The organism is Caballeronia sp. NCF2 (genome assembly GCF_023631205.1).
Classification (GTDB): domain Bacteria; phylum Pseudomonadota; class Gammaproteobacteria; order Burkholderiales; family Burkholderiaceae; genus Caballeronia; species Caballeronia zhejiangensis.
Genome location: NZ_JALQDN010000048.1, coordinates 78,240 through 101,974 on the forward strand (window position 1 = coordinate 78,240; position 23,735 = coordinate 101,974).

25 protein-coding genes are annotated in these 23,735 nt (G+C 63.5%); 19 read left to right on the plus strand and 6 right to left on the minus strand.

Annotated elements, in window-relative coordinates; translation table 11 throughout:
- Nucleotides 1-252 carry a GlsB/YeaQ/YmgE family stress response membrane protein gene (locus NCS02_RS15875; protein WP_008353746.1) on the minus strand — a complete coding sequence of 84 codons (252 nt, stop codon included), beginning with the start codon at nt 250-252 and terminating at the stop codon, nt 1-3.
- Between the two features lie 204 nt (nt 253-456).
- Between NCS02_RS15875 and NCS02_RS15880 the strand changes: the two genes are divergently transcribed.
- Nucleotides 457-945, plus strand: a complete 489-nt coding sequence (locus NCS02_RS15880) for a hypothetical protein (protein ID WP_175979152.1) — start codon at nt 457-459, stop codon at nt 943-945.
- A gap of 97 nt (nt 946-1,042) precedes the next feature.
- Here NCS02_RS15880 and NCS02_RS15885 read toward each other — a convergent pair whose 3' ends face one another.
- Nucleotides 1,043-2,857, minus strand: a complete 1,815-nt coding sequence (locus tag NCS02_RS15885; protein ID WP_250519885.1) for an OmpA family protein — start codon at nt 2,855-2,857, stop codon at nt 1,043-1,045.
- Nucleotides 2,858-2,997: 140 nt separating this feature from the next.
- Nucleotides 2,998-3,234, minus strand: a complete 237-nt coding sequence (locus tag NCS02_RS15890) for a hypothetical protein (protein ID WP_008353743.1) — start codon at nt 3,232-3,234, stop codon at nt 2,998-3,000.
- Nucleotides 3,235-3,384: 150 nt separating this feature from the next.
- Between NCS02_RS15890 and NCS02_RS15895 the strand changes: the two genes are divergently transcribed.
- Nucleotides 3,385-3,681, plus strand: a complete 297-nt coding sequence (locus NCS02_RS15895; protein WP_008353742.1) for a YciI-like protein — start codon at nt 3,385-3,387, stop codon at nt 3,679-3,681.
- 13 nt (nt 3,682-3,694) lie between these two features.
- Here the strand turns inward: NCS02_RS15895 and NCS02_RS15900 are convergent, their stop codons facing one another.
- Nucleotides 3,695-4,687, minus strand: a complete 993-nt coding sequence (locus NCS02_RS15900) for a LysR family transcriptional regulator (protein ID WP_033536340.1) — start codon at nt 4,685-4,687, stop codon at nt 3,695-3,697.
- A 187-nt stretch (nt 4,688-4,874) separates the two neighbouring features.
- Entirely contained in the window at nt 4,875-6,140 is a 1,266-nt protein-coding gene (locus NCS02_RS15905) for a mechanosensitive ion channel family protein (RefSeq protein WP_250502868.1), read from the minus strand.
- A gap of 218 nt (nt 6,141-6,358) precedes the next feature.
- Here NCS02_RS15905 and NCS02_RS15910 point away from each other — a divergent pair, with 218 nt between their 5' ends.
- From NCS02_RS15910 to NCS02_RS15990, 17 genes are all read left to right on the plus strand, one after another.
- Entirely contained in the window at nt 6,359-7,333 is a 975-nt protein-coding gene (locus NCS02_RS15910; RefSeq protein ID WP_250502869.1) for a MurR/RpiR family transcriptional regulator, read from the plus strand.
- A complete protein-coding gene (locus NCS02_RS15915) occupies nt 7,330-8,304 on the plus strand; it encodes an isoaspartyl peptidase/L-asparaginase family protein (protein ID WP_250502870.1) in 975 nt (324 codons plus the stop codon). Before NCS02_RS15910 ends, NCS02_RS15915 begins: the two co-directional genes overlap by 4 nt.
- On the plus strand, nt 8,301-10,193 hold the full coding sequence (locus NCS02_RS15920) for a dipeptide ABC transporter ATP-binding protein (protein WP_250502871.1): 1,893 nt from the start codon (nt 8,301-8,303) through the stop codon (nt 10,191-10,193). The genes NCS02_RS15915 and NCS02_RS15920 overlap by 4 nt, the downstream gene beginning before the upstream one ends.
- Before the next feature lie 49 nt (nt 10,194-10,242).
- Nucleotides 10,243-11,793: a glutathione ABC transporter substrate-binding protein GsiB gene (gene gsiB, locus NCS02_RS15925; protein ID WP_008353735.1), complete on the plus strand. Its 1,551-nt coding sequence runs from the start codon at nt 10,243-10,245 to the stop codon at nt 11,791-11,793.
- A 46-nt stretch (nt 11,794-11,839) separates the two neighbouring features.
- Nucleotides 11,840-12,760, plus strand: coding sequence for a glutathione ABC transporter permease GsiC (gene gsiC, locus NCS02_RS15930; protein ID WP_250523227.1), 921 nt, complete (start codon nt 11,840-11,842; stop codon nt 12,758-12,760).
- A gap of 7 nt (nt 12,761-12,767) precedes the next feature.
- Entirely contained in the window at nt 12,768-13,658 is an 891-nt protein-coding gene (gsiD, locus tag NCS02_RS15935) for a glutathione ABC transporter permease GsiD (protein ID WP_175979156.1), read from the plus strand.
- Nucleotides 13,655-14,665: a DmpA family aminopeptidase gene (locus NCS02_RS15940; RefSeq protein WP_250502872.1), complete on the plus strand. Its 1,011-nt coding sequence runs from the start codon at nt 13,655-13,657 to the stop codon at nt 14,663-14,665. The genes gsiD and NCS02_RS15940 overlap by 4 nt, the downstream gene beginning before the upstream one ends.
- Entirely contained in the window at nt 14,662-15,480 is an 819-nt protein-coding gene (locus NCS02_RS15945; protein ID WP_250435600.1) for a M55 family metallopeptidase, read from the plus strand. Before NCS02_RS15940 ends, NCS02_RS15945 begins: the two co-directional genes overlap by 4 nt.
- A gap of 57 nt (nt 15,481-15,537) precedes the next feature.
- A complete protein-coding gene (locus NCS02_RS15950; protein WP_033536342.1) occupies nt 15,538-15,786 on the plus strand; it encodes a hypothetical protein in 249 nt (82 codons plus the stop codon).
- 33 nt (nt 15,787-15,819) lie between these two features.
- Nucleotides 15,820-16,197: a fluoride efflux transporter CrcB gene (crcB, locus tag NCS02_RS15955; RefSeq protein WP_008353729.1), complete on the plus strand. Its 378-nt coding sequence runs from the start codon at nt 15,820-15,822 to the stop codon at nt 16,195-16,197.
- A gap of 168 nt (nt 16,198-16,365) precedes the next feature.
- Nucleotides 16,366-16,845: a GNAT family N-acetyltransferase gene (locus NCS02_RS15960; protein ID WP_008353727.1), complete on the plus strand. Its 480-nt coding sequence runs from the start codon at nt 16,366-16,368 to the stop codon at nt 16,843-16,845.
- A gap of 122 nt (nt 16,846-16,967) precedes the next feature.
- The gene (gene hutH, locus NCS02_RS15965) at nt 16,968-18,497 is read left to right on the plus strand and encodes a histidine ammonia-lyase (protein ID WP_008353726.1); all 1,530 of its coding nucleotides are present in this window, start codon (nt 16,968-16,970) and stop codon (nt 18,495-18,497) included.
- A complete protein-coding gene (gene hutC, locus NCS02_RS15970; RefSeq protein ID WP_008353725.1) occupies nt 18,494-19,189 on the plus strand; it encodes a histidine utilization transcriptional repressor HutC in 696 nt (231 codons plus the stop codon). Before hutH ends, hutC begins: the two co-directional genes overlap by 4 nt.
- 2 nt (nt 19,190-19,191) lie before the next feature.
- Nucleotides 19,192-19,764, plus strand: a complete 573-nt coding sequence (locus NCS02_RS15975) for a HutD/Ves family protein (protein WP_250502873.1) — start codon at nt 19,192-19,194, stop codon at nt 19,762-19,764.
- A 31-nt stretch (nt 19,765-19,795) separates the two neighbouring features.
- A complete protein-coding gene (locus NCS02_RS15980) occupies nt 19,796-21,175 on the plus strand; it encodes a formimidoylglutamate deiminase (RefSeq protein WP_175979160.1) in 1,380 nt (459 codons plus the stop codon).
- 8 nt (nt 21,176-21,183) lie between these two features.
- Nucleotides 21,184-21,990, plus strand: coding sequence for an N-formylglutamate deformylase (hutG, locus tag NCS02_RS15985; RefSeq protein WP_250502874.1), 807 nt, complete (start codon nt 21,184-21,186; stop codon nt 21,988-21,990).
- Nucleotides 21,991-22,307: 317 nt separating this feature from the next.
- The gene (locus NCS02_RS15990; protein WP_033536343.1) at nt 22,308-22,631 is read left to right on the plus strand and encodes a DUF4148 domain-containing protein; all 324 of its coding nucleotides are present in this window, start codon (nt 22,308-22,310) and stop codon (nt 22,629-22,631) included.
- Nucleotides 22,632-22,837: 206 nt separating this feature from the next.
- Here NCS02_RS15990 and NCS02_RS15995 read toward each other — a convergent pair whose 3' ends face one another.
- Nucleotides 22,838-23,560, minus strand: a complete 723-nt coding sequence (locus NCS02_RS15995; protein WP_250440483.1) for a TetR/AcrR family transcriptional regulator — start codon at nt 23,558-23,560, stop codon at nt 22,838-22,840.
- Nucleotides 23,561-23,735 lie beyond the last annotated feature (175 nt).

The window sequence follows — 23,735 nt, forward strand, 5'->3', positions numbered from 1 at the left end:
TTACGTGCGCTTGCGGATCATTCCCCAGACGACGAGCAGGATGATTGCGCCGATCACCGAGGCGATCCAACCCGCCGGTTGTCCCGGCTGATACCAGCCGAGCGCCCGGCCGACGTACCCCGCGATCAGCGATCCGGCGATGCCGAGGACGATGGTCATGATCCAGCCCATGCTGTCGTCGCCCGGCTTCAGTGCGCGTGCGATGAGACCGACGACGAGTCCGACGATCAAAGTACCGATAAATGCAAGCATGCGGTCGCTCCTTGACTAAGTTTTACGGCGTTTTGATTGCGTTTGCGGAAGGATTCCGGACGATCCGGTACATCCAAAGTAGCACGGCGCAATGCGTTTGGGTATGACACTGGCCGTTCGGCTAACCCGTGGAGCACGAACGATGCCGCGTCCCGCCCCAAGGTAAAATTCGTCGCATTGCCTCTCTGCATGCGTTGCTACGATATGACCGATTCCGAATTCCCCTCCACCGACGAAGCCATCCACGAAGACCGCCTCTGGCGCGACGACGGCTGGACCGCGCGCGTCATCAAGAACGAGGACGACGACGGCTGGGCCGTCGAGATGATTCAGGCGGGCGAGGCGGAACCCGCGCTCGTCGGCCCGTGGACAATGGGCCGCGACAAGAAAAATCCGAAGCCGCTCGATGCAGGCGCGTTCCGCACGCTCGTCAAGACGGCGTCGGAAGTCTTGCGTCGCCATGAACAGCAACGTCATGCGATGTTGAACAAGAACGTCACCATCGACGTGCGGGGTGAGGACATCACCGTCACGCTGGAGATCGTTCCGGATGAAGACGATCCCTACGCCAATCTCAAAGCCTTCGATGCGTACGGCGCGCAGCTCGCGTTCGCGCGTGTGTCGCCGGCGTTCAAGCTCAGCAAGGCGAGCGCCGAACGCTGGGCCGAGAACGATTTCGCCAAGCCGAACTGAATCGGCTGCAGAGCGCGCATGGCGCGGGCACAAATAGAAACGCCGTCGCGCTTTCGTGCGACGGCGTTTGAAGAAATCTTGCGAGTCGAAGCGGCGCTCAGCCCTTTCTGACGACGAACTCGATTCGGCGATTCGCGAAACGTCCGCTGGCAGTATCGTTGTCGGCGATCGGATTGGCGTCGCCGTAGCCTGCTGCCGTGAGCGATTGCGGCGGCACGCCGTTACGCACGAGGAAGCCTCGGACCGCCTGAGCGCGTTCCTTTGACACTTCCAGCTTGGCCGCCGCTCCGCCCTGGGCATCCGAATAACCCGCGATTTCGAGATTCACCATCGAACCCTTGGCCGCGCAGTTCTTGAGCAGTTGCGCCGTCTCGCCGAGCGTGGCGTAGGCGCTTTCCGGCACCTGCGCACTCGAACGCTCGAAATTAACAACCTGAAGGTCGAGCACGCGCGTCAGCTTGTCGCCGGAGCAAGGCGTGTCCGTGGCGAGCAGGCTCTTTAGCGCGCTGCGAAAGGATCGTGTCGCCGTGGCGACCGCGCCGTCCACGTCGAACGCCGCGACCTGGAACATGCCGCCGAGCGAGCTTCTCATCCTATCGACCCAGCCGAGCTTCGCGTTTGCGGCCGCGCCGCTCAGTTCCACCTTCGAGCCGGTGATCTTGGCTTCCGCGCCGGGCACGGCCATAAGCGGGAAGAAGTCGCTCAGACGCGAAAGCCAGGCTGCCGGGCGTGTTTCGGCAACGACGGAAACATCGGCCGTGTAGGCTTTGCCGAAGCGAGCCCTCAATGCGTCGATGAGATGCTTCTTCTCTGCTTCGGTGCCGACCGTCGCCTCGATCGCCGGGATGCCCGCCGAGTTGACGCTGAACAGCAACTGCGCGTCTTTCCATGAAGCCGGCGCGGCTTTCATTGCCGAGGCCGATTGCGGTGCCGCCGCCGTGTTGGCCGACGCATCGATGGATGACACGGCCGGCGTTTCATCGCTGACCGGCGAGACCGATGGCGTCGCGGAGGAAGCCTGCGTCGACGCATCGGCGACCGGCTGCGTGGCTGGCGCGGCGCTCAGATCGACGCTTTCGCCATGCGTGAAGCCACGGTAATAGACGAGCGCGAGGATGACGGCCAACACAGCGAAAAGCAGCCAGATCCACTTGTTCGAACGCTTCTCCGCCGGCTTGCGAACCGGTGCGCGCATCGGCGGCGGCGAGGGGGGCAAGGACGGCGCGGGCTTGGGCGCCGGGGCGCTTTGCGTGACGGCTTTCACGACGGGTTCGGGCGCAAGCGCTACCGCGACGTCGCCGTCGATGCGCGGTTCGAGGCTCGATGCGACGGTATCGAGGCGCGGCGTGATGCAACTGGTGAAGCCTTCGGTGTTGCCAACGCCGATGGCCGTCGCGACCGCGTTCGACATCGACGAATTGATCTCGCCGACCTGATCGCGCAGAAGCTTGGGCACCTGCGGCAGTCCCCACTGTGCAAGCAGGAAGTGGCGTTTCATGACGCCGAACAGCACGGCCGCCACGATGCCCGCGAGCGCCGACGTCGCTTGCGTCGGAACGCCGGTTTCTGCCGAGACGGCGTCGGTCAGGGCATCGACACGCTGGCCCGTCGCGAGCGCGGCAAGCGAGTGCCCGGTGGTTTCGAGCTGCTTGAGCCCGCCGGTGGTGGCGATCAGCTTTGAGAACTGTTCCGCGATGTAGGCGTTGGTCTCCGGCTGCATGATGACGGCGTAGACCGACTGCGAGCCGGGCACGAGCGTCGCCCGGTCCATGAGCGAGGCGACGAGTCCGGGCGCGATGCGCGCCGCGAGTTGCCGGACCATTTGCCCAGGTATGCCGAACTGCTGCGACAACTGCTCCGCGATGTTTTCCGAGATCGCGGCGTTGACCGCCTGGACCAGATTGATGCTCATCGACTGAATTTCCTTTCTACATGAGCGCTTAACGCAAGCGCAGAAGCGCAGCGGATTCTATATGCACAGTTATCCTAAAAAGAATCGTGCAAACTTCTTTACAAAAACGGTGCTTCGATGCGACTTGCCTTACGCTTTTTTTAGCGTGCAAGCGGGCTCATTTGCGAGAAAAATTTGAGAATCCGCTTGCAGGCGATGCCAAGCCACGACGGTTCGGCGGGCGCGGTTTCCGCGCTTTTCACGGAAAGCGCGACGAGCGACAGCATGGAATGAGACTGGATGAGCGTGCGATACGAAGCGTCGAGCGGCGACGTCCACGCGCACGAGCGGCAATCGTGCTTCGCGCACATATTGCAGGGAGGTTGATCGCGGTTCATGGCAGAGTCCTTTACAAGTATCCGCACATGATCTTCGATACGGGATCGCAAGGCGATCAGAGCCTTCCGATTGAACTCTTGGTTTTATTTTCGGAAATAGGACAAACTAGCTTGATAAATCCGGCACTGTTCGCACCAAAGGAGATGGCGATGCACTATCTGTTGATTTACGAACTTCGGTCTGACTATCTGGAGCGCCGCGCGCAGTTTCGCGATGAACATCTGGCGCTCGCGTGGGCGGCGGTCGAACGGGGCGAAATCGTGCTCGCCGGGGCGCTCGATGCACCCACCGATCGCGCGATGCTGCTGTTTCACAGCGAATCGCCCGCCGCCGCCGAAGATTTCGCGAAGAACGATCCTTACGTGACGAACGGGCTGGTGGAGCGTTGGGAAGTGCGCAAGTGGAACACGGTCGTGGGCGCGAACGCAGCCACGCCCGTGCGATAGCGCGACGCGAAGATCACGCGTCGGCGGTTTCTTCCTCCGGCCGGTCCCGCCGCGAGGAACCGCGCCGCTGCGCCGAGCGATACAGGCTCGTCAACGTATCGTCGATCTGTTGCGAACGCTCGAAGAGCGTCGCGAGCCAGTCGACGAACGCGGATACGCGCGGCGTCGCCTGACGGCTCTTCAGGAACGCCACCGACACCTTGAGCGGCGGCGATTTCCATTGCGGCAGCACTTCGCGCAACTGTCCCGAGCGCAGATAAGGCTGCGCCGCGATCCGCAGCGGCTGAATGAGCCCGAGCCCTTCGACGCCGCACGCGAGGTACGCGTGCTCGTCCGCGACCTGAACGAAACCGCGCATCTTCATCGTGACGGCTTCGCCGTCGACAGCGAAATCGAAATCGGCCGGGCGCCCGCTTTTCTCCGCAAGACAGTTCACCGCGACGTGCTGCGCGAGCTCGTCGAGCGTTTCCGGCGTGCCGTGCTTCTCCAGATACGCGGGACTCGCGCACGTCACCTGTTCGAGCATGCCGAGCCGGCGCGCGATCAATCCGGAATCGGGCAATTCGCCGAGCTGCACGCTGCAATCGACGCCTTCGCCGACGAGATCCACATTGCGATTGCCGATGCCGATCGACAGTTCGATCTGCGGATAGCGCGCGTGGAACTCCGGCAGCGCGGGCACGACGATCGACGTCGCGACGGTATCCGGCATTTCGACGCGCAGCCGTCCGCGCAGGCGCTCTTCGCCCGCGCCGAAACCGGATTCGAGCTCGTCGATATCGGCGAGAATTTGCGCGCAGCGCTCGTAATAAGCGGCGCCGTCGACGGTGAGATTCAGGCGCCGCGTCGTGCGTGCGAGCAATTGCACGCCGACTAGCGCTTCGAGTTGTTGCACGGTCGTCGAAACACTCGCGCGCGGCATGCCGAGCGACTCGGCGGCGCGCGTGAAACTGTTCGTATCGACGACACGCGTAAAGACACGCATGGCATGGACGCGATCGATCACGTTGAGTTTTCCTTTTATGACGATTGAATGGCGATGCGCGAGAAAAAACGACTTCACCGCGGCTACGAAACCGCGGAAAAAAGGCGCATCGGCGATGGTTGAATCGTACGGACGGGAAGCGTCAACGTGAATACACAAAAATGGCGGATTCTTGCCTGATTCTTTTCGACGGCGAATCCTGCGCGCGTCACAGCATCGGCATTTCGCCGCGCAGGCGGCCCGCGACGCCCGAGAAGTCGCTGCCCGACGGCGCCTGATAAAGCCGCAGGCCCATCTCGGGAAGGATCGAGAGCAGATGATCGAAGACGTCGCCCTGAATGCGCTCGTATTGCGTCCACGCGGTCGTCGCGGTGAAGCAATAAACCTCGACAGGGATGCCGTCCGATTGCGGCTCCATCATTCGCACCATGATCGCCATGTCCTGGCGAATCTCCGGATGGCGCTGCAAAAACGCAAGCCCGTACGCGCGGAACGTGCCGATGTTCGTGAGCCGCCGCCGGTTCGCGGGCTCGTTCGCGAGTTCGCCGAGAGTGCGGTTGGTTTGCTCCACCTCGGTCTGCTTCTGTTCCAGATAATCGTGCAGCAGGCGAAAGCGTTTCAGGCGCGCAGTCTCTTCCTCGGTGAGAAAGCGCACGCATTGCGCGTCGATACGCATCGTCCGCTTGATGCGCCGCCCGCCCGATTCGAACATGTGCCGATAGTTGCGATAGCTCTCCGAAAAGAGCTTGTAGGTCGGCACCGTGGTCACGGTGTTGTCCCAGTTCTGCACCTTGACGGTGTGCAGCGCGATGTCCTTCACGAAGCCATCGGCGGCGGCTTGCGGCATTTCGATCCAGTCGCCGATGCGCAGCATGTCGTTCGACGTCAGTTGCGTGCTCGCGACGAGCGACAGCAAGGTGTCCTTGAACACGAGCAGCAGCACGGCCGAGAGCGCGCCGAGACCGGAGAGCATCCAGAGCGGCGAACGGTCGATCAGTATCGACAGGACGAGCACGCCGCATACGAGCGCGAGTCCGAGCTTGCCGATCTGGATGTAGCCTTTGATCGAGCGTGTCTGCGCTTCCTTGCTTTCCGCATAAACGTCCTGCCACGCGGACAGGGCGCTGCCCGCGGCGAAGAACATGCAGATCCACGCGCCGCCGTGCGCGACGCGGCCGATGATCGTCGCCCAGTGACCGATGCGCGGCACTTCGTCGATGCCGAGCGCGACCGTCGCGAACGGCACCGCATACCAGAGCCGGTGATAAGCGCGATGCTTGATGAACGCGCGGTCCCACTTCTGATGCCCCGCGAGCACGAGCAGGCGATGCGCGACATGGAGCACGATGCGGGCCACGACCCATTGCACGAAGAGCGCGATCATTGCGAGCGCGACGAGACCCGCGACCGTTTGCGCCCACGGATGAATGGCGAGCAGATGCGGCAGCGGATCGGGCAGGAAATCGAAATTCATAGGGATCGTGGAGGACTGAAGACGCGCGATCTTGCATCGCGACGCGCTCCGTATTGTGCATGATCGTGCGCGTTCGAGGCATCGGATGCGGCCGAGTTGCGGGCCGTGGCGCCCCTTATCGAAAACCCGAGTTCGATGAAAATGAATTTTTTTTGGCCGCATTTTCGAGTAAATATACTTTCATCGCGTTCAATCGCCATGAGGGCGCAGCGCATTTCATGTCCCGTTCACTATCGGTCCGTGCGCCGGCGAGCGCCGACGATCTGATCTCCGCGCGCATCGCGGCGGCCATGCCGACGCTCACGCCGATCCATCGGCGCATGGGGGCGTTCGTGCTCGCGAATCTGTTCCGCTCGGCGACGATGCGTATCGACGAGCTGGCGGGCGCGGTGGGCGCGTCGGTGGCGACGGCGAACCGTTTTGCGCGCGCGCTCGGCTTCTCCGGCTATCCCGCGTTTCGCGAGGCGCTCGTGCGCGGCTTCGAGGCGACCATCGCGCCGGTCGAGCGCTTGCGCACCGCGCTCGAATCGCCGGCGAGCGGTGCCGAAGTATTCGATGCATCGCTTGCACAGGCGGCGGCGAATCTGCGTCTTGCTCAAACATCCGTCGATGGCGCGAGGGCCGAAGCGATCGTCGATACGATTCTCGCCGCGCCGCGCGTCTTCGTGATCGGCTACGGCGCGAGCGCGTTTCTCGCCGGCCTGATGGAGCACGGTCTCACGCCGTATTGCGCGAACGTGCAATCGCTCGCGCTGATGGGCGGGCCGTCGCACGCGGCGCGCAGGCTTTTCACGGCTTCGCGCGGCGATGTGCTCGTCGCGATCGCGTTCCCGCGCTATGTCGACGACACCATCACGCTTGCGCGGCTCGCGCGCGATCACGGGTTGCGCGTGGTCGCGTTGACGGACAGCGCCGCGTCGCCGCTCGCGCAGGTCGCCGATCTCGTGCTCGCGATCCGCGCCGAACGCAGGCTCGCGGCGAATTGCGATACCGCCGTGCTCGCCGTCATCGAAGCGCTGTGCGATGCGGTCGCGCATCGGGCGAAGCGTTCGGTGGAGGCGGCATCGGGATTGACCGAATTCGTGTTGCCGTGGCTCGTCGCCCCGGCGCTCGCCAAAGATGCGCACGCCGCTCATACGACGCGCCGCACGACCGCGAAACGACACACTCACAGGGAACCGCGCGACTCATGAAGGTCACACCAGTCATTGCGATTCACGGCGGCGCGGGCACGCTCCTGCGCAGCGCGATAAACGCCGAAACGGAAGGGCGCTATCTCGCCGCGCTCACCGATATTCTCAGCGCGGCTCAGCGCGTGCTCGCCGATGGCGGCAGCGCGCTCGACGCCGTCACCGAAGCCGTGCGTCTGCTCGAAGACTGTCCGCTCTTCAACGCGGGGCACGGCGCGGTGTTCACGGCGGCCGGCACGCACGAACTCGACGCCTCCGTGATGGACGGCGCGACGCTCGAAGCGGGCGCGATCAGTTGCGTGACGCGCGTGAAGAACCCGGTGCTCGCCGCGCGCCGCGTGCTCGACGCGAGCGATCACGTCATGTTTACGGGCGCCGGCGCGGAAGCCTTCGCGCAGTCGCAGGGTCTCGAATTCGTCGATCCGTCGTACTTCTACACGGAAGCGCGCTTTAAGCAATGGCAGAAGGCGCGTGGCACGTCCGGCACCATGCTCGATCACGATGCGATGACGAAATTCGCCTTCGATAACGGCCCGGACGATCCTATCGATCCCGACAAGAAGTTCGGCACGGTCGGCGCGGTCGCGCTCGATTCGAACGGTCATCTCGCGGCGGCGACGTCGACGGGCGGCATCACGAACAAGCAGGCGGGTCGCGTCGGCGATGCGCCCCTGATCGGCGCGGGCTGCTATGCGAACGACGCGACGTGCGCGGTTTCGACCACGGGCACGGGCGAGATGTTCATCCGCATGCTCGCGGCGTATGACGTGTCGGCGCAGATGGAATATCGCGGCGTGTCGCTGGAAGAAGCATCGAACGATGTCGTGATGAACAAGCTGCCGCGCATCGAAGGACGCGGCGGACTCGTCGCCGTCGATGCGAAAGGCAACGTCGTGTTGCCGTTCAACACGCAAGGCATGTATCGCGGATTCGCGCGCGTGGGCGAAGCGCCCGTCACGGCGATCTATCGATGATGACGCTGCCCGAAGCGTGCGTCATCGACGTACACGGCCTGTCCGTGAATTTTCGCTCGCGCTCGCGCACCATCGAAGCGGTGCGCAACATCTCGTTTAGCGTCGACCGCGGCGAGACGCTTGCGATCGTCGGCGAATCGGGCTCGGGCAAGTCGGTCACGTCGCTCGCGCTCATGCGTCTCGTCGAGCATGGCGGCGGACAGATCGTGTCGGGCAGCATCGCGTTTCGCCGGCGCAACGGGCAAGTGCTCGATCTCGCGAAAGCATCGTCGGCGACGATGCGCGGCGTGCGCGGCGCGGACATCGCGATGATCTTCCAGGAGCCGATGACATCGCTCAATCCCGTGTTCACGGTCGGCGACCAGATCGCGGAAGCGATCGCGTTGCATCAAGGCAAGAGCCGTTCCGATGCGCGCGCCGAGGCATTGCGTCTGCTCGATCTCGTGCGGATTCCCGAGGCGAGGCGCGTGTTCGCGCGCTATCCGCATCAGTTGTCGGGCGGCATGCGCCAGCGCGTGATGATCGCGATGGCGCTCTCGTGCAAGCCCGCGCTCTTGATCGCCGATGAGCCGACGACCGCGCTCGACGTGACGATTCAGGCGCAGATCCTGCAACTCGTGCGCGGCTTGCAGCACGAGATGAACATGGGCGTGATCTTCATCACGCACGACATGGGCGTGGTCGCGGAAGTGGCCGATCGCGTGCTCGTCATGTATCGCGGCGAGAAGGTGGAAGAGGCGCCATCGGACGCGCTGTTTCATGCGCCGAAGCATCCGTACACGAAAGCGCTGCTCGCCGCCGTGCCGACGCTCGGCGCGATGCGCGGCACCGATCGTCCCGCTAAATTCCCGATCCTCGAAGTCGAGTCCGCCGACATCGCGCCCGACGATGCGAGCGCGTTGCGTCCGTCGGAAGCGGTCGAGAGGGAGAAGCAACCCGCCGTCGATGAAGCCATTGAACCGATACTGCGCGTGCGCGATCTGGTCACGCGCTTTCCGGTGAAGAGCGGCCTCTTTGGCCGAACGACGGCGGCAGTGCACGCGGTCGAACGCGTGAGCTTCGACTTGCGGCCTGGCGAAACGCTTGCGCTCGTCGGCGAATCGGGTTGCGGCAAATCGACGACGGGACGTTCGCTGCTCAGGCTCGTCGAGAGCCAGAGCGGGTCCATCGAATTCGATGGACGCGATATCAGCAAGCTCGAAGGTCACGCGTTGCAGGCGCTCAGGCGCAATATCCAGTTCATTTTTCAGGACCCGTTCGCGTCGCTCAATCCGCGTCTGACCGTGGGCTTTTCGGTGATGGAACCGCTGCTCGTGCATGGCGTCGCGAGCGGAAGAGAAGCACAGGCGCGGGTCGACTGGCTGCTCGACAAAGTGGGCTTGCCGCCCGAAGCCGCGCAACGTTATCCGCATGAATTCTCGGGCGGTCAGAGGCAGCGCATCGCGATTGCGCGCGCGCTCGCGTTGAACCCGAAAGTCGTGATCGCCGATGAATCCGTGTCCGCGCTCGATGTCTCCGTGCGCGCGCAGATCGTCAATCTGATGCTGGATTTGCAGCGCGAACTGGGCGTCGCGTATCTCTTCATTTCGCACGACATGGCGGTCGTGGAGCGCGTGAGTCATCGCGTGGCGGTGATGTATCTCGGGCAGATCGTCGAGATCGGGCCGCGCGCGGCGGTGTTCGAAGCGCCGCGTCATCCGTACACGCGCAAGCTGATGAGCGCGGTGCCGGTCGCCGATCCGTCGCGTCGGCACGCGAAGCGCATGCTCGCCGCCGACGAGATTCCAAGCGCGATCCGCAAGCTCGGCGATGAGCCGATCGTCGCAAAACTGGTTGCTGTCGGACCTGATCACTTTGTCGCCGAGCATCACGTTGGCGGCGCTTACTAAAAGCAATTCGAAGAGCACCTCGAAAAGCACTTCAACAAGGAGTCCAACGATGCCGTCCTTCAAATTGCGGGCGATGCTCGCAGCAAGCGCGTTCGCCACATTGACCGTTCTCGCGCCGGTCGCTGCGCACGCGCAAAGCACCGCCGTGATGGCCGTCGCCTCGACCTTCACGACGATGGATCCGTACGACGCCAACGACACGCTCTCGCAAGCCGTGGCGAAGTCGTTCTACGAAGGCTTGTTCGGTTTCGACAAGGACATGAAGATTCGCAACGTGCTCGCGACGAGCTACGAGGCGAGCCCCGACGCGAAGGTGTACACGATCCATCTGCGCAAGGACGTGAAGTTCCAGGACGGCACCGACTTCAACGCCGATGCGGTGAAGGCCGTCTTCGACCGCGTGACGAATCCGGACAACAAGCTGAAGCGCTACAACCTCTTCAACAAGATCGAGAAGACCGAAGTGGTCGATCCGTACACGGTGAAGATCACGCTGAAGATTCCGTTCTCGGCGTTCATCAACGTGCTCGCGCACCCGTCGGCGGTGATGATCTCGCCGACCGCGCTGCAGAAATACGGCAAGGACATCGCGTTCCATCCGGTCGGCACGGGGCCGTTCGAGTTCGTCGAATGGAAGCAGACCGACGACCTGAAAGTGAAGAAGTTCGCGGGCTACTGGCGCAAGGGATTGCCGAAGATCGACATGATCGACTGGAAGCCCGTGGTCGATAACAACACGCGCGCCGCGCTCATGCAAACGGGCGAAGCGGACTTCGCGTTCTCGATTCCGTTCGAGCAGGCCGCGACGCTCAAGTCGAGTCCGAAGGTCGATCTGATCGCGGCGCCTTCGATCATTCAGCGCTACGTCAGCATGAATACGCTGCAGAAGCCCTTCGACAATCCGAAGGTGCGCGAGGCGATGAACTACGCGATCAACAAGGAAGCGCTCGTCAAGGTCGCGTTCGCGGGTTATGCCGTGCCGTCCGAAGGCGTCGTGCCGCCGGGCGTCGACTACGCGACGCCGAAGCTCGGACCGTGGAAATACGATCCCGCGAAGGCGCGCGAGCTGTTGAAGGAAGCCGGTTATCCGAACGGCTTCGAAACCGTGTTGTGGTCCGGCTATAACCACACGACCGCGCAGAAGATCATCCAGTTCGTGCAGCAGCAACTCGCGCAAGTGGGCGTGAAGGCATCGGTCGAAGCGCTCGAAGCGGGGCAGCGCGTGCAGCGCATCGAGAGCGCGCCCGATCCGAAGACCGCGCCGGTACGCATGCTCTACATCGGCTGGTCGTCGTCGACGGGCGAAGCGGACTGGGCGATCTCGCCGCTCCTGAGCGGCGGCTCGTTCCCGCCGAAGCTCTTCAACACGGCGTACTACAAGAACGATCAAGTCGATGACGATCTGCAAAAAGCGCTCGCGACGACCGATCGCAACGAGAAAGCGAAGCTCTACGCCGATGCGCAAAAACGCATCTGGGCCGATGCACCGTGGATCTTCCTCGTCACGGAAAAGGTCGTGTATGCGCGCAGCAAGCGTCTGTCGGGCGCATACGTGATGCCGGACGGCTCGTTCAACTTCGACGAAATCGCAATCAAGTGATGGACGACGGCCGGGCTTCATCGCCCGGCCTTATCTGACGAACACGATGCTCAACTTCATCGCCAAACGCCTGTTCGGATTGCTGCCGACACTCTTCATCGTCGCAGTGCTGGTGTTCTTCTTCGTGCACATGCTGCCGGGCGATCCCGCGCGTCTCGCAGCAGGCGCGGAAGCCGACGAAGCCACGGTCGCGCTCGTGCGCGCCGATCTCGGCCTCGACAAGCCGCTGCCGCAACAGCTCGCGAGCTTCTTCGGCAAGGTCGTGCATTTCGATTTCGGCATGTCCACGCGCAGCAAGCGGCCTGTGTCGACGGAAATTGCCGAGCGCTTCATGCCGACCTTGTGGCTCACGCTCGCGAGCATGGTATGGGCCGTGATCTTCGGCATGACCATCGGCATCGTGTCGGCGGTGTGGCGCAATCGCTGGCCCGATCGACTGGGCATGACGCTCGCGGTGTCGGGCATCTCGTTTCCGGCCTTCGCGCTCGGCATGCTGCTGATGGAAATCTTCTCGGTGAAGCTCGGCTGGCTGCCCATCGTCGATGACGGAACGTGGAAAGGCTACGTGCTGCCATCGATCACGCTGGGCGCGGCGGTGGCCGCCGTCATGGCGCGCTTCACGCGCGCGTCGTTCGTTGAAGTGCTCGGCGAGGACTTCGTGCGTACCGCGCGCGCCAAGGGCGTGCATGAGCCGATGGTCATCGTGAAGCACTGCCTGCGCAACGCGATGATTCCCGTCGTCACGATGATGGGCCTGCAATTCGGCTTTCTGCTCGGCGGCTCGATCGTCGTCGAGAAGGTGTTCAACTGGCCGGGCCTTGGCCGCCTGCTGGTCGATGCCGTCGAGATGCGCGACTATCCCGTGATTCAGGCAGAGGTGCTGCTGTTCTCGCTGGAGTTCATCGTGATCAATCTGATCGTGGACGTGCTGTACGCGATCATCAATCCGACCATTCGCTTCAAGTGAGGACGCGATGAGCGTGACAGCCGAAAGCGCGGCAACCGCGCCGCAAGAGATCCGCACGCCGTGGACCGAGTTCTGGCGCAAGTTCAGGCGGCAACACATCGCGATGATCGCGGCCGTGTTCGTGCTGCTGCTGATCGTGATCGCGATCATCGCGCCGTACATCGCGCCGTATGACCCGGAAAACTACTTCGACTACGACGCCCTCAACGCCGGTCCTTCGGCTGCGCACTGGTTCGGCGTCGATGCTCTGGGCCGCGACATTCTGAGCCGCATACTCGTCGGCAGCCGCATATCGTTGACGGCGGGATTGCTCTCGGTCGTGCTCGGCGCGGTGATCGGCACGTTCTTCGGCTTGCTCGCGGGCTACTACGAAGGATGGTGGGACCGCATCGTGATGCGTATCGCGGACGTGCTCTTCGCGTTTCCCGGCATTCTGCTCGCGATCGGCGTCGTCGCGATTCTCGGTAACGGCATGGTGAATGTCGTGTGCGCGGTCGCGATCTTCAGCATTCCCGCGTTCGCGCGGCTCGTGCGCGGCAATACGCTCGCGCTGAAGCATCTCACGTATATCGAGGCGGCCAAGAGCATCGGCGCCTCGGACTGGACGATACTCGCGCGGCACATTCTGCCCGGCACGATTTCATCGGTGGTCGTGTACTTCACGATGCGGATCGGCACGTCGATCATCACGGCCGCGAGCCTGTCGTTTCTCGGACTCGGCGCGCAGCCGCCGACGCCCGAGTGGGGCGCGATGCTCAACGAAGCGCGCGCCGACATGGCGATGGCGCCGCATGTCGCCATCTTCCCGAGTCTCGCGATCTTCTTCACGGTGCTCGCGTTCAATCTGCTCGGCGACGGCCTGCGCGACGCGCTCGATCCGAAGCTCGACCGGCCATGATGCACATCGGCTCGCTCGTCGCGGGGCCGCGCGGCACGATCGCGGATGTCGCGGGTGTGACGGTCGGTCATTGCACGCTTGCGCAAGGCGCGGTGCAGACCGGCGTCACGGTGATTCGTCCGCATGACGGCGACGTGTATCGCGACAAGGTGCCCGCTGCGGCGTGCGTCATCAACGGGTTCGGCAAGAGCGTCGGGCTCGTTCAGATCGACGAGCTTGGCGTGATCGAAACGCCGATCGCGCTGACCAACACGTTCGGCGTCGGCACGCTCGCCAATGCGCAGATTCGCGCGGCCATTGCTGCGAATCCGCGCATCGGACGCGAAGACCCGAGCGTGAATCCGCTCGTGTTCGAATGCAACGATGGCTATCTCAACGACATGCAGGCGCTCGCGATTCACGAAGCGCACTACACGAGCGCACTCGATGCGTGCAGTGTCGAGTTCGAGCGCGGCGCGGTCGGCGCCGGGCGGGGCATGTCGTGCTTCGAACTGAAGGGCGGCATGGGTTCGGCTTCGCGTGTGGTGCATATCGGCGGCGACGCTTATACGACGGGCGCGCTCGTGCTCGCCAATTTCGGCAAGCTGCAGCAATTGATTGTCGAAGGCGAAGCGCTCGGTCGCAAACTCCAATCGAGCGTCGATGAGAAGCCCGAGCAAGGATCGATCATCATGTTGATCGCCACCGATGCGCCGCTCGATGCACGTCAGCTGCGCCGTCTCGCGATGCGCGCCGCCGCCGGTCTCGCACGCACCGGATCGGTCTTCGGACACGGCAGCGGCGACATCTCGCTCGCCTTCACGACCGCGTACACCGTGCCGCACGATGCAGACTTCATCGCGATGCCGCCGCTCATCAACGACGCGCGTCTCGATCCGCTGTTTCAAGCCGCCGCCGATGCCACCGAACAGGCGATCCTCGATGCGCTTTACAGCGCGGAAACGGTCGCCGGGCGCAACGGTCATCGGCGCATCTCACTCAAGGACGCATTGAGAACACGACCATGAAAGTGCTGATCTCGGTGGATATCGAAGGCATCGCGGGCGTGTTTCATCCGGAGCAGACGCGCGCCGGCAACACGGAATACGAACAGGCGCGCCGCTGGATGTCGCGCGAAGCCGATGCGGCCGCGCAAGGTGCATTCGATGGCGGCGCGACGCAAGTCTGGATCAACGATTCGCATGGCGGCTTTCGCAATCTGATGCCCGATCTCATCGATCAACGCGCGCGGCTCGTGCTCGGCAAGCCGCGCACGCTCGGCATGATGGCGGGACTGGAAGCATCGCCGGAAATCGTGTTCATGATTGGCTATCACGCGCGCGCGCAAAGCCGCGGCATTCTCGCGCATACGATCAACAGCGCGGCCTTTGCGCGCGTCATGCTCGACGGCGAGGAAGTGGGCGAGGCCGGACTCTATGGGCGGCTTGCCGAGGAACGCGGCGCACGCGTCGCGCTGCTGACCGGCGACGACGTGTTCGGCGCCGAAACGCTGCCCGCATTCCCAGGCGCGCGCTTTCTCTGCGTGAAGACGGCGCACGGCTATTCGAGCGGTGTCACCGAAACGCCCGCCGCAGCGTGCGAGGCGATCCGGCTCGCCGCGCGCGAAACGATCGAAACGTCTTCCGGACATGCCCGCCGTCCGGCGATCACGGAACACCGCTGCGAGTTGCGCGCGCAAACGAGCGCATTCGCCGATCTCTTCTGCCAATGGCCGACGCTCGAACGCATCGATGCCGTGACGCTCGCTTTCGATGCGCCTTCGATGGAGCATGTCGTGCGGATACTCAATTGCCTTTCGGCAATGTCTTTCATGATACGGTGAGTGGTTGAACCAGGCGCTTCGAGTATCGTTAGAATGGCGTCTTTCGCGAGACCGCTCATGGTTTCGACTTGCTTGCAGACGACGCTCATGCATACCGTGAAGCTTGAACATAACGACGACGAAGTCCTCGATCCCGCCGATCCGCAACTTGTCGTGCGCGGCTCGCTCTTCATCGACGGTCACGATGCCGGTTGCTGGGAAGAGCGGCGCGACGGCACATGGGCGGCGCATGTGCGGCACAAGGGCGGCTGGATCGTCGAGACGAGCCGTGGCGCGCTGATCGAGCGGCTCGCCCGCGGGGCATAACGCAGTTTTCTTCGAACTGATTTAACACATTTCATGTATCTGTCGATCATCGCCGTGGGGCTCGGCGGCGGGCTGGGTTCGTTGCTCAGATGGGTCCTCGGCTTGCGCCTGAATGCGATTTTTCCGAATCTGCCGCTCGGCACCTTTGCGGCGAACGTCATTGCGGGCTACATCATCGGCGTAGCGGTCGCTTTTTTCGCGCGCTTTCCCGATATTTCGGTGGAATGGCGCCTGTTCATCATCACCGGATTGATGGGCGGCCTGTCCACGTTTTCCACGTTCTCGGCCGAAGTGGTCGCGCATCTGCAGCAAGGGCGGCTCGGCTGGGCGCTCGGGGAGATCGCGATTCACGTTGGCGCGTCGCTCGTGATGACCGCGCTCGGCATCGCGACGGTGGCCGTCGCTTCCTGAAGGACCCGATCGGCGGCGCGGCATCGGCATCCGTCTTTTTATCGATTTGAACGTTTGCGCGCGCCGATTCCGCTCATTCCCGTAAAGTTTTTTTTCCCGCGTTTTGAACGCTAGACCCTCGCTGCTTCGGCAGCGGTTTTTTCTTTTGACAGTAACGAAGGTGATGAAATGCCAGGCCTGCCGCTCATCGAAGTCAGACCGTATCGTGCGAGCGATCTCGACGGTGTAATCGATCTGTTCCAACGCGCCGTTCGCGAAACGGCATCGGCCGACTATAACGAAGCGCAGATCGCAGCCTGGTCGCAAGCCGATCGCGACGAATGGGAACTCGCGCGCTTGAGCCGCCCGACTTGGGTCGGACTTGTCGACGGCGAACTCGCGGGCTTCGCCGATCTCGAGAAGAACGGTCTCATCGACATGATGTTCGTCGATCCGATACATCAGCGCAAAAGCGTGGCGACGTCGCTGCTCGCGCGCATCGAGGCCGAAGCGGAGGTGCTCGGCCTGACGACGCTGCATACCTATTCGAGCGTCACGGGGCGGCCTTTCTTCGAATATTGCGGTTTCACGATGCTGCTGGCGCGCGCCGTCGTCGTGCGGCAGCAGCGCTTTGTCCAGTTCGTGATGGAGAAGGTGCTGGATCTGTGAAATCTGTATAGACAACACGCGTCGATCTTCCGGGACGAGCCTAGTGAAATCCCGGATAACCCCTTGTTTCGTCCTTTCTGCGCGATTAGACTTGAGTCTAACTTGTATAGACAGGACGAACCATGATCACGCTTACGCCCGGAAAACTGACGCTGCCGCAACTGCGCCGCATCGCGCGAGGCTCGGACCCGCTTCTGCTCGATCCGGCCAGCTTCGACGCGATCGATGCCAGCGCGCGCGCAGTCGCCGCGATCGCCGCGAAGGGCGATCCGGCTTACGGCATCAATACGGGCTTCGGGCGGCTCGCCAATACGCACATTCCGGCCGATCAGCTGGAATTGCTGCAAAAGAATCTCGTGCTGTCGCATGCGGTGGGCGTGGGCGAGCCGATGTCGCGTCCGGTCGTGCGGCTTTTGATGGCGCTCAAGCTGTCGAGTCTCGGGCGCGGCCATTCGGGCATCCGCCGCGAAGTCATCGACGCGCTCATCACGCTCTTCAACGCCGACGTCCTGCCGATCATCCCGATCAAGGGTTCGGTCGGCGCATCGGGCGACCTCGCGCCGCTCGCGCATATGTCGACGGTGCTGCTCGGCATCGGCGAAGTCACGATTCGCGGTGAGCGCGCCAGTGCGCTCGACGGTCTGGCGGTCGCGGGCCTCAAGCCGCTCACGCTGCAGGCGAAGGAAGGTCTCGCGCTGCTGAACGGCACGCAGGCGTCGGCGGCGCTCGCGCTTTACAACCTTTTCGCAATCGAAGATCTGTTTCGCACCGCGCTCGTCGCGGGCGCGCTGTCCGTCGATGCAGCCGCCGGCTCGGTCGTTCCGTTCGATGCGCGCATCCATGAACTGCGCGGTCATCGCGGGCAGATGGAAGCCGCATCGGCGTATCGCACGCTGCTGAAGGGCTCCGGCATCAATCTGTCGCACGCGGATTGCGACAAGGTGCAGGACCCGTACAGCCTGCGCTGCCAGCCGCAGGTGATGGGCGCGTGCCTCGACCAGATGCGCCACGCGGCGGATGTCCTGCTGATCGAATCGAACGCCGTCTCCGACAACCCGCTGATCTTCCCCGATACGGGCGAAGTGCTCTCGGGCGGTAACTTCCACGCGGAGCCGGTCGCGTTCGCCGCCGACAATCTCGCGCTCGCCGCAGCCGAAATCGGCGCGCTCGCGGAACGCCGCATCGCGCTTTTGATCGACGCGACGCTCTCGGGCCTGCCGCCGTTCCTGGTGCGCGATGGCGGCGTCAACTCCGGCTTCATGATCGCGCACGTGACGGCGGCCGCGCTCGCATCGGAGAACAAGACGCTCGCGCATCCGGCGTCGGTCGATTCGCTGCCGACGTCCGCGAATCAGGAAGATCACGTCTCGATGGCGACGTTCGCCGCGCGCAAGCTCGGCGACATCGCCAGCAACACCGCGAACATCCTCGCGATCGAACTGCTCGCGGCGGCGCAAGGCGTCGATCTGCGCGCGCCGCATCAGACGAGCGCGCCGCTCGCCGAAGTGATGAAGACGCTGCGCGCGCACGTGCCGCACTACGACCTCGACCATTACTTCGCGCCCGACATCGCCGCGATCGCGACGCTCGTGCAGCAAGGCGCGATCGCGCGGCACAGCCCGTTCTCGTTCGCGTCGGAACAAGCTGAATGAGCACGCCCGCGTATCAGGAGATCAAGGACTACATTCTCCAGCGCATTCATATCGGCGAGTGGAAGGAGGGCGACCAGGTGCCTTCCGAAAACGAGCTTGCGCGCGAATTCAAGGTCGCGCGCATGACCGTGAACCGCGCGCTGCGCGAACTGACCGCCGAACAGGTGCTGACGCGCGTGCAGGGCGCGGGCACCTTCGTCGCGCAGCCGAAATACGCGTCGACGCTCGTCGAGATTCGCAGCATTTCGGATGAAATCGTCGCGCGCGGTCACACGTATCGCGCGCAGGTGCTGCATTTGGGCGCGTCGATCGTCGATGAAGCGCTCGCCGCCGAAATGCATCTCGCGCTCGGCAGCCCGGTGTTTCATTCGCGCGTGCTGCATTTCGAAAACGACGAGCCGGTACAGATGGAAGAACGTTACGTGAATCCCGCGCTGGCGCCGGAATACGCGCGCCAGGATTTCACGACGATCACGCCGAACCAGTATCTGATGACCGCCGCGCCGCTGCAGCGCGTCGAGTATCGGATCGAGGCATCGGTGCCGTCGGCGGAAATTCGGCTCGCGCTCGCGATGGCCGAGCACGAGCCGTGTCTGCTGCTGCATCGGCGCACGTGGTCGCGCGATGCGGTGGCGTCGGTTGCGAATCTCTGGCATCCCGGCGACCGCTACCAATTCACCGGACACTTCTGAACGTGACGATCATTCGTGCCGATTCGCTGACGCCCACGCCGTGGAAGAACGGCGGCGGCATCACGCGCGAGATCGCGGCGGGGCCGCAGGGCGTGTCGCTCGATGCGTTCGCGTGGCGTCTGTCGCTCGCCGACGTCGCATCCGACGGCGCGTTCTCGAAGTTCGAGGGCGTCGATCGCGTGCTCGTGCTGCTCGACGGCGCGGGCATGCGTCTGACGGAAGCGCACGGCGACGTGCATGTTCTCGATGCGCCGCTCGCAATCGCGCGCTTTGCCGGCGAGACGCCGATTCACGCCACGCTCCTCGCCGGCCCGACGCGCGATTTCAACTTGATGGTGCGCCGCGATCGCGCGCGCGCAACGGTGAACGCCGGGCGCGCGTCATGCTCGCTCGCGTTCGAACACGACGTGACGTTTCTGTTCTGCGTGCAAGGGCGGCTCGACATCAAGTTCGCCGACGACACATGCCATACGCTCGAAGCAGGCGACACCTCGCGCATCGATGGCGCGAGCGCGCTCGAATGCGCTGTGCGGGATGGCGCATCGTGGCTGCATATCGGCATCGACATGATGTAGGCGCGCATCGACATAACAACGGAGACAAGCGATGAACGCATTCTTCGCGGAGCACGCGCGCCTCGCCGATGGCTGGCGTCGCGACGTGCTGCTCGAATGGGACGACGCCGGCACGCTCGTGCGCGTCACGCCGGACAGCGCGGCGCCCGCGGGCGTCGAGCGCGCGAAAGGACCGATCCTGCCCGGCATGCCGAATCTGCACTCGCACGCGTTCCAGCGTGCGATGGCGGGCCTCACCGAGTATCGCGCGAGCGTCGCCGATACGTTCTGGAGCTGGCGCGATCTCATGTATCGCTTCGCCGCGCGGATCGGCCCGGAATCGATCGCGGATATCGCGCACTGGCTTTACATCGAGATGCTGAAGGCGGGCTACACGTCGGTGTGCGAGTTTCACTACGTGCATCACGCGCCCGATGGCGCGCCGTACGCGAATCGCGCGGAACTCGCGGAGCGCGTCGTCGATGCGGCGGAGCGCGCGGGCATCGGCATGACGATGCTGCCGGTGCTCTACGAATACAGCGGCTTCGGCAAGAGCGCGCCGCGCGACGATCAGCGGCGCTTTCTCAATACGCCCGATTCGCTGCTCGGGCTCATCGACGCACTCGCGCGCTCGCGGCCCGAAAACGGCGCGCGGCGTTACGGCGTCGCGCCGCATTCGTTGCGCGCGGTGTCGGGCGAATCGCTCGCGGCGCTCATCGAGGGAATCGATGCGCGCTTTGAGCGCGCGCCGGTGCATATCCATATCGCCGAACAGATGGCCGAAGTGGACGCCTGCGTCGCGGCTACGGGGCATCGTCCGGTGGACTGGCTGCTCGAACATTTCAACGTCGATGAGCGCTGGTGCCTCGTGCACGCGACGCACGTCGATGCCCACGAATGCGCGCGTCTCGCGGCGAGCGGCGCGGTCGCGGGTCTGTGTCTCACGACCGAAGCGAATCTCGGCGACGGCGTGTTCCCGTCGCGCGATTATCTCGACGCGGGCGGGCGCATCGGCGTCGGGTCCGACAGTCATGTCGGCGTCGACTGGCGCTCGGAGCTGCGTCTGCTGGAATACGGGCAGCGCCTTTGCCGCCAGCAACGCAACGTGCTGGCGTCGCCGACGCAAAGCCGTCCGGCCGATCGTCTTTTCGATGCCGCGCTCGATGGCGGCGCGCACGCGACGGGACGCGCTGTCGGTGCGCTCGCGCAAGGCTTGCGCGCCGACTGGCTCGTGCTCGACGACGCGCATCCGGGCATCGGCGGACATGCGAGCGACGCGTGGATGTCGAGCGCGGTGTTTTGCGAGCATGGCGAGACGCCGATCCGCGATGTGTTCGTCTCCGGCCGCAAGGTGATCAACGCGCGCCGTCACGCCGACGAAGACGAAGCGCTCGCGCGTTATCGCGCCGCCTTGCGCGGCTTGCTGGATTGAGGTCTCACATGAACGGCTCTTCGATCTTCACGCTGGAACGCGGCAACGCGCCGCTCCTGATTTCGATTCCGCACCGCGGCACGCAGATTCCCTGCGCGCTCGCCGACGAGATGACGCCCGTCGCCAAGCTCACCGAGGATTGCGATTGGCATCTCGAACGCCTCTATGCGTTTGCGCGCGATCTGGGCGCATCGATCCTGACGCCGCACTACGCGCGCTATGTCGTCGATCTGAACCGCCCGCCCGACGACGCGAATCTCTATCCCGGCCGCGACACGACGGGGCTCTGTCCGGTCGATACCTTCGACAAGGCGCCGCTCTACAAGCCGGGCCACGAGCCGTCGCGCGATCAGATCGATGCGCGCCGCGCGATGTACTGGCAGCCGTATCACGATGCGCTCGCCGGCGAGCTCGATGCGCTGCGGCGGACGCACGGCCGCGTGCTGCTATGGGAAGCGCATTCGATCCGCTCGGTCGTGCCGCGCTTTTTCGATGGCCGCCTGACCGATTTCAACTTCGGCACGGCGGATGGCGCGTCGGCGGCGCCGGGGCTGGCGGAACGGCTTGCGAGCATCGTCGAGCGCGACGGCCGGTACACGACGGTGGCCAACGGGCGCTTCAAGGGCGGCTATATCACCCGGCGTTACGGGCGGCCCGAAGAGGGCGTTCACGCGGTTCAACTGGAGCTTACGCAGGTCAGCTACATGGAAGAAACGCCGCCATTCGCTTACGACGAAGCCAAGGCGAACGCGATCGAACCGCTGTTGCGCGAGCTCGTATCGGCCGCGCTTGCCTATGTGACCGCGGCTTTCTGACTGTCAGCCGGATGACGAATTGCTGGCGTCGGCGTAATGGCCGGATTCGCAGCGATCTCGCGTGCGCGCGGCGGACGCGAAAATTACGCTGTAAAAACAGTAACTTAAGCAGGGTCCGCCACGCGATCCCGCGCACGCCGCGCAACACGGAGCGAAACGCATTGTTGCGATCCGGACAATTATGTTTCCTTGAAATTGGGGTTTCCCCTAAGTCTGCGGCCTCCTACACTGTCTTCAAGCGAAACGAAATCAGAAAACGCTTAAAAGGCTTCCGATTCGGTTTCGATTTCAAACAAGACTACTGGAGGTTCATCATGATCAAGGCATTCGTTCCCGCACTCGTCGTCGCTGCTGCTTTGGCTGCCCCGACTTTCGCTTCGGCACAAAGCAATGCGCCGGTGACTCGCGCTCAAGTCCGCGCTGAACTGGTTCAACTGGAAAAGGCTGGCTACAACCCGTCGGAAGACCGCGTGAACTATCCGCAGAATCTGCAGGCCGCTCAAGCACGCGTGAACGCTGAAAATGGCGCGAACGCTTATGGTCCTTCGACCGCTGGCACTTCGCAATCGGGCGTAGCTGCTCCGGCCGCACGCGCCAACGTGTCGATGTCGGATCGCAACTCGGTCTACTTCGGTCACTAATCGAAGGTTGATGCAGCAGGGCAGTAGATGTGCTGAGCAGTAGCGGTTGAAGTAGCAGCAAGCATCAGAAAGTGCAGTACTTGCGAGAATGCAGTAGTAGTGCGTAGTAAAGCAGTACAGCAGCAAGAAGCAAGAAGCAAGAAGCAAGAAGCAAGAAGCAAGAAGCAAGCAGTGAACGCCGGCCGCCATCGAGCGGCCGGCGTTTTTTATTGCGCGTCGTCTTTCTCTTCGATGCGCGGCGACACCGCCCCGCACGCGCGAATCACGAGTCGCACGACTTCTTCCGTCTGTTCATCGAAGGCCTTGCGTGTGAGCGCGCGCTTGCCTTTCAACGCGCGTATCTGCGCATCGAAGTCGGCATAGTGCTGCGTGATCGCCCAGATCATGAACATGAACGTGTCCGGCTCGACCGGCGCGAGCAAGCCGCGCGCGATCCAGCTTTCGATGACGATGACGCGTGTATCGAGCCAGGGCTTCACGCGTTCGTTGAGAATGTCCTGCATGTGATGCGCGCCGTGGATGATCTCGCTCGCCCACACCTTCGAGCCGAGCGGCCTGCGTCGCGACAGGTCCATCTTTGCGCGCACATAGCCGCCGATCGCTTCCACGGGATCGTCGCTGCATTCGAAGGTGTCCGCCGCGCGATGCCAGTCCTCGAACAGATCTTCTAGCACGCGCCGATAGAGCGCGAGCTTTGTCGGAAAGTAGTAATGCAGGTTGGCCTTCGGCAAGCCGGCGCGTTCAGCGATCATCGCCGTGCTCGCGCCTTCGAGTCCTTTCTCCGCGAACACTTCCTCGGCGCAAGCGAGAAGCTGCGCTTCGTTGCTCTCGCGGATTTGCGCCTTGCTACGCCGTGAAGGCGGCGCAGTGTCTTCGTTTCCGGCGATGCCGTTCGCCGCGTCGTCGTATCTCATCGTCGAGTTCTTCATCGTCGAATTCTTCGGCCGTGTGCCGCATCGTGCCTGATTCGCGTCATTCGTGCCATTCGCATGTTTGGCGCTGCATCGCGTCGAAAAAGCCATTGCAACCAATAGCTGCCGATGCTGCATCGCAATGGCACGCTTATCGCTTTATTTGCTCGGTGTTTGCCCGCACACGAAAGAC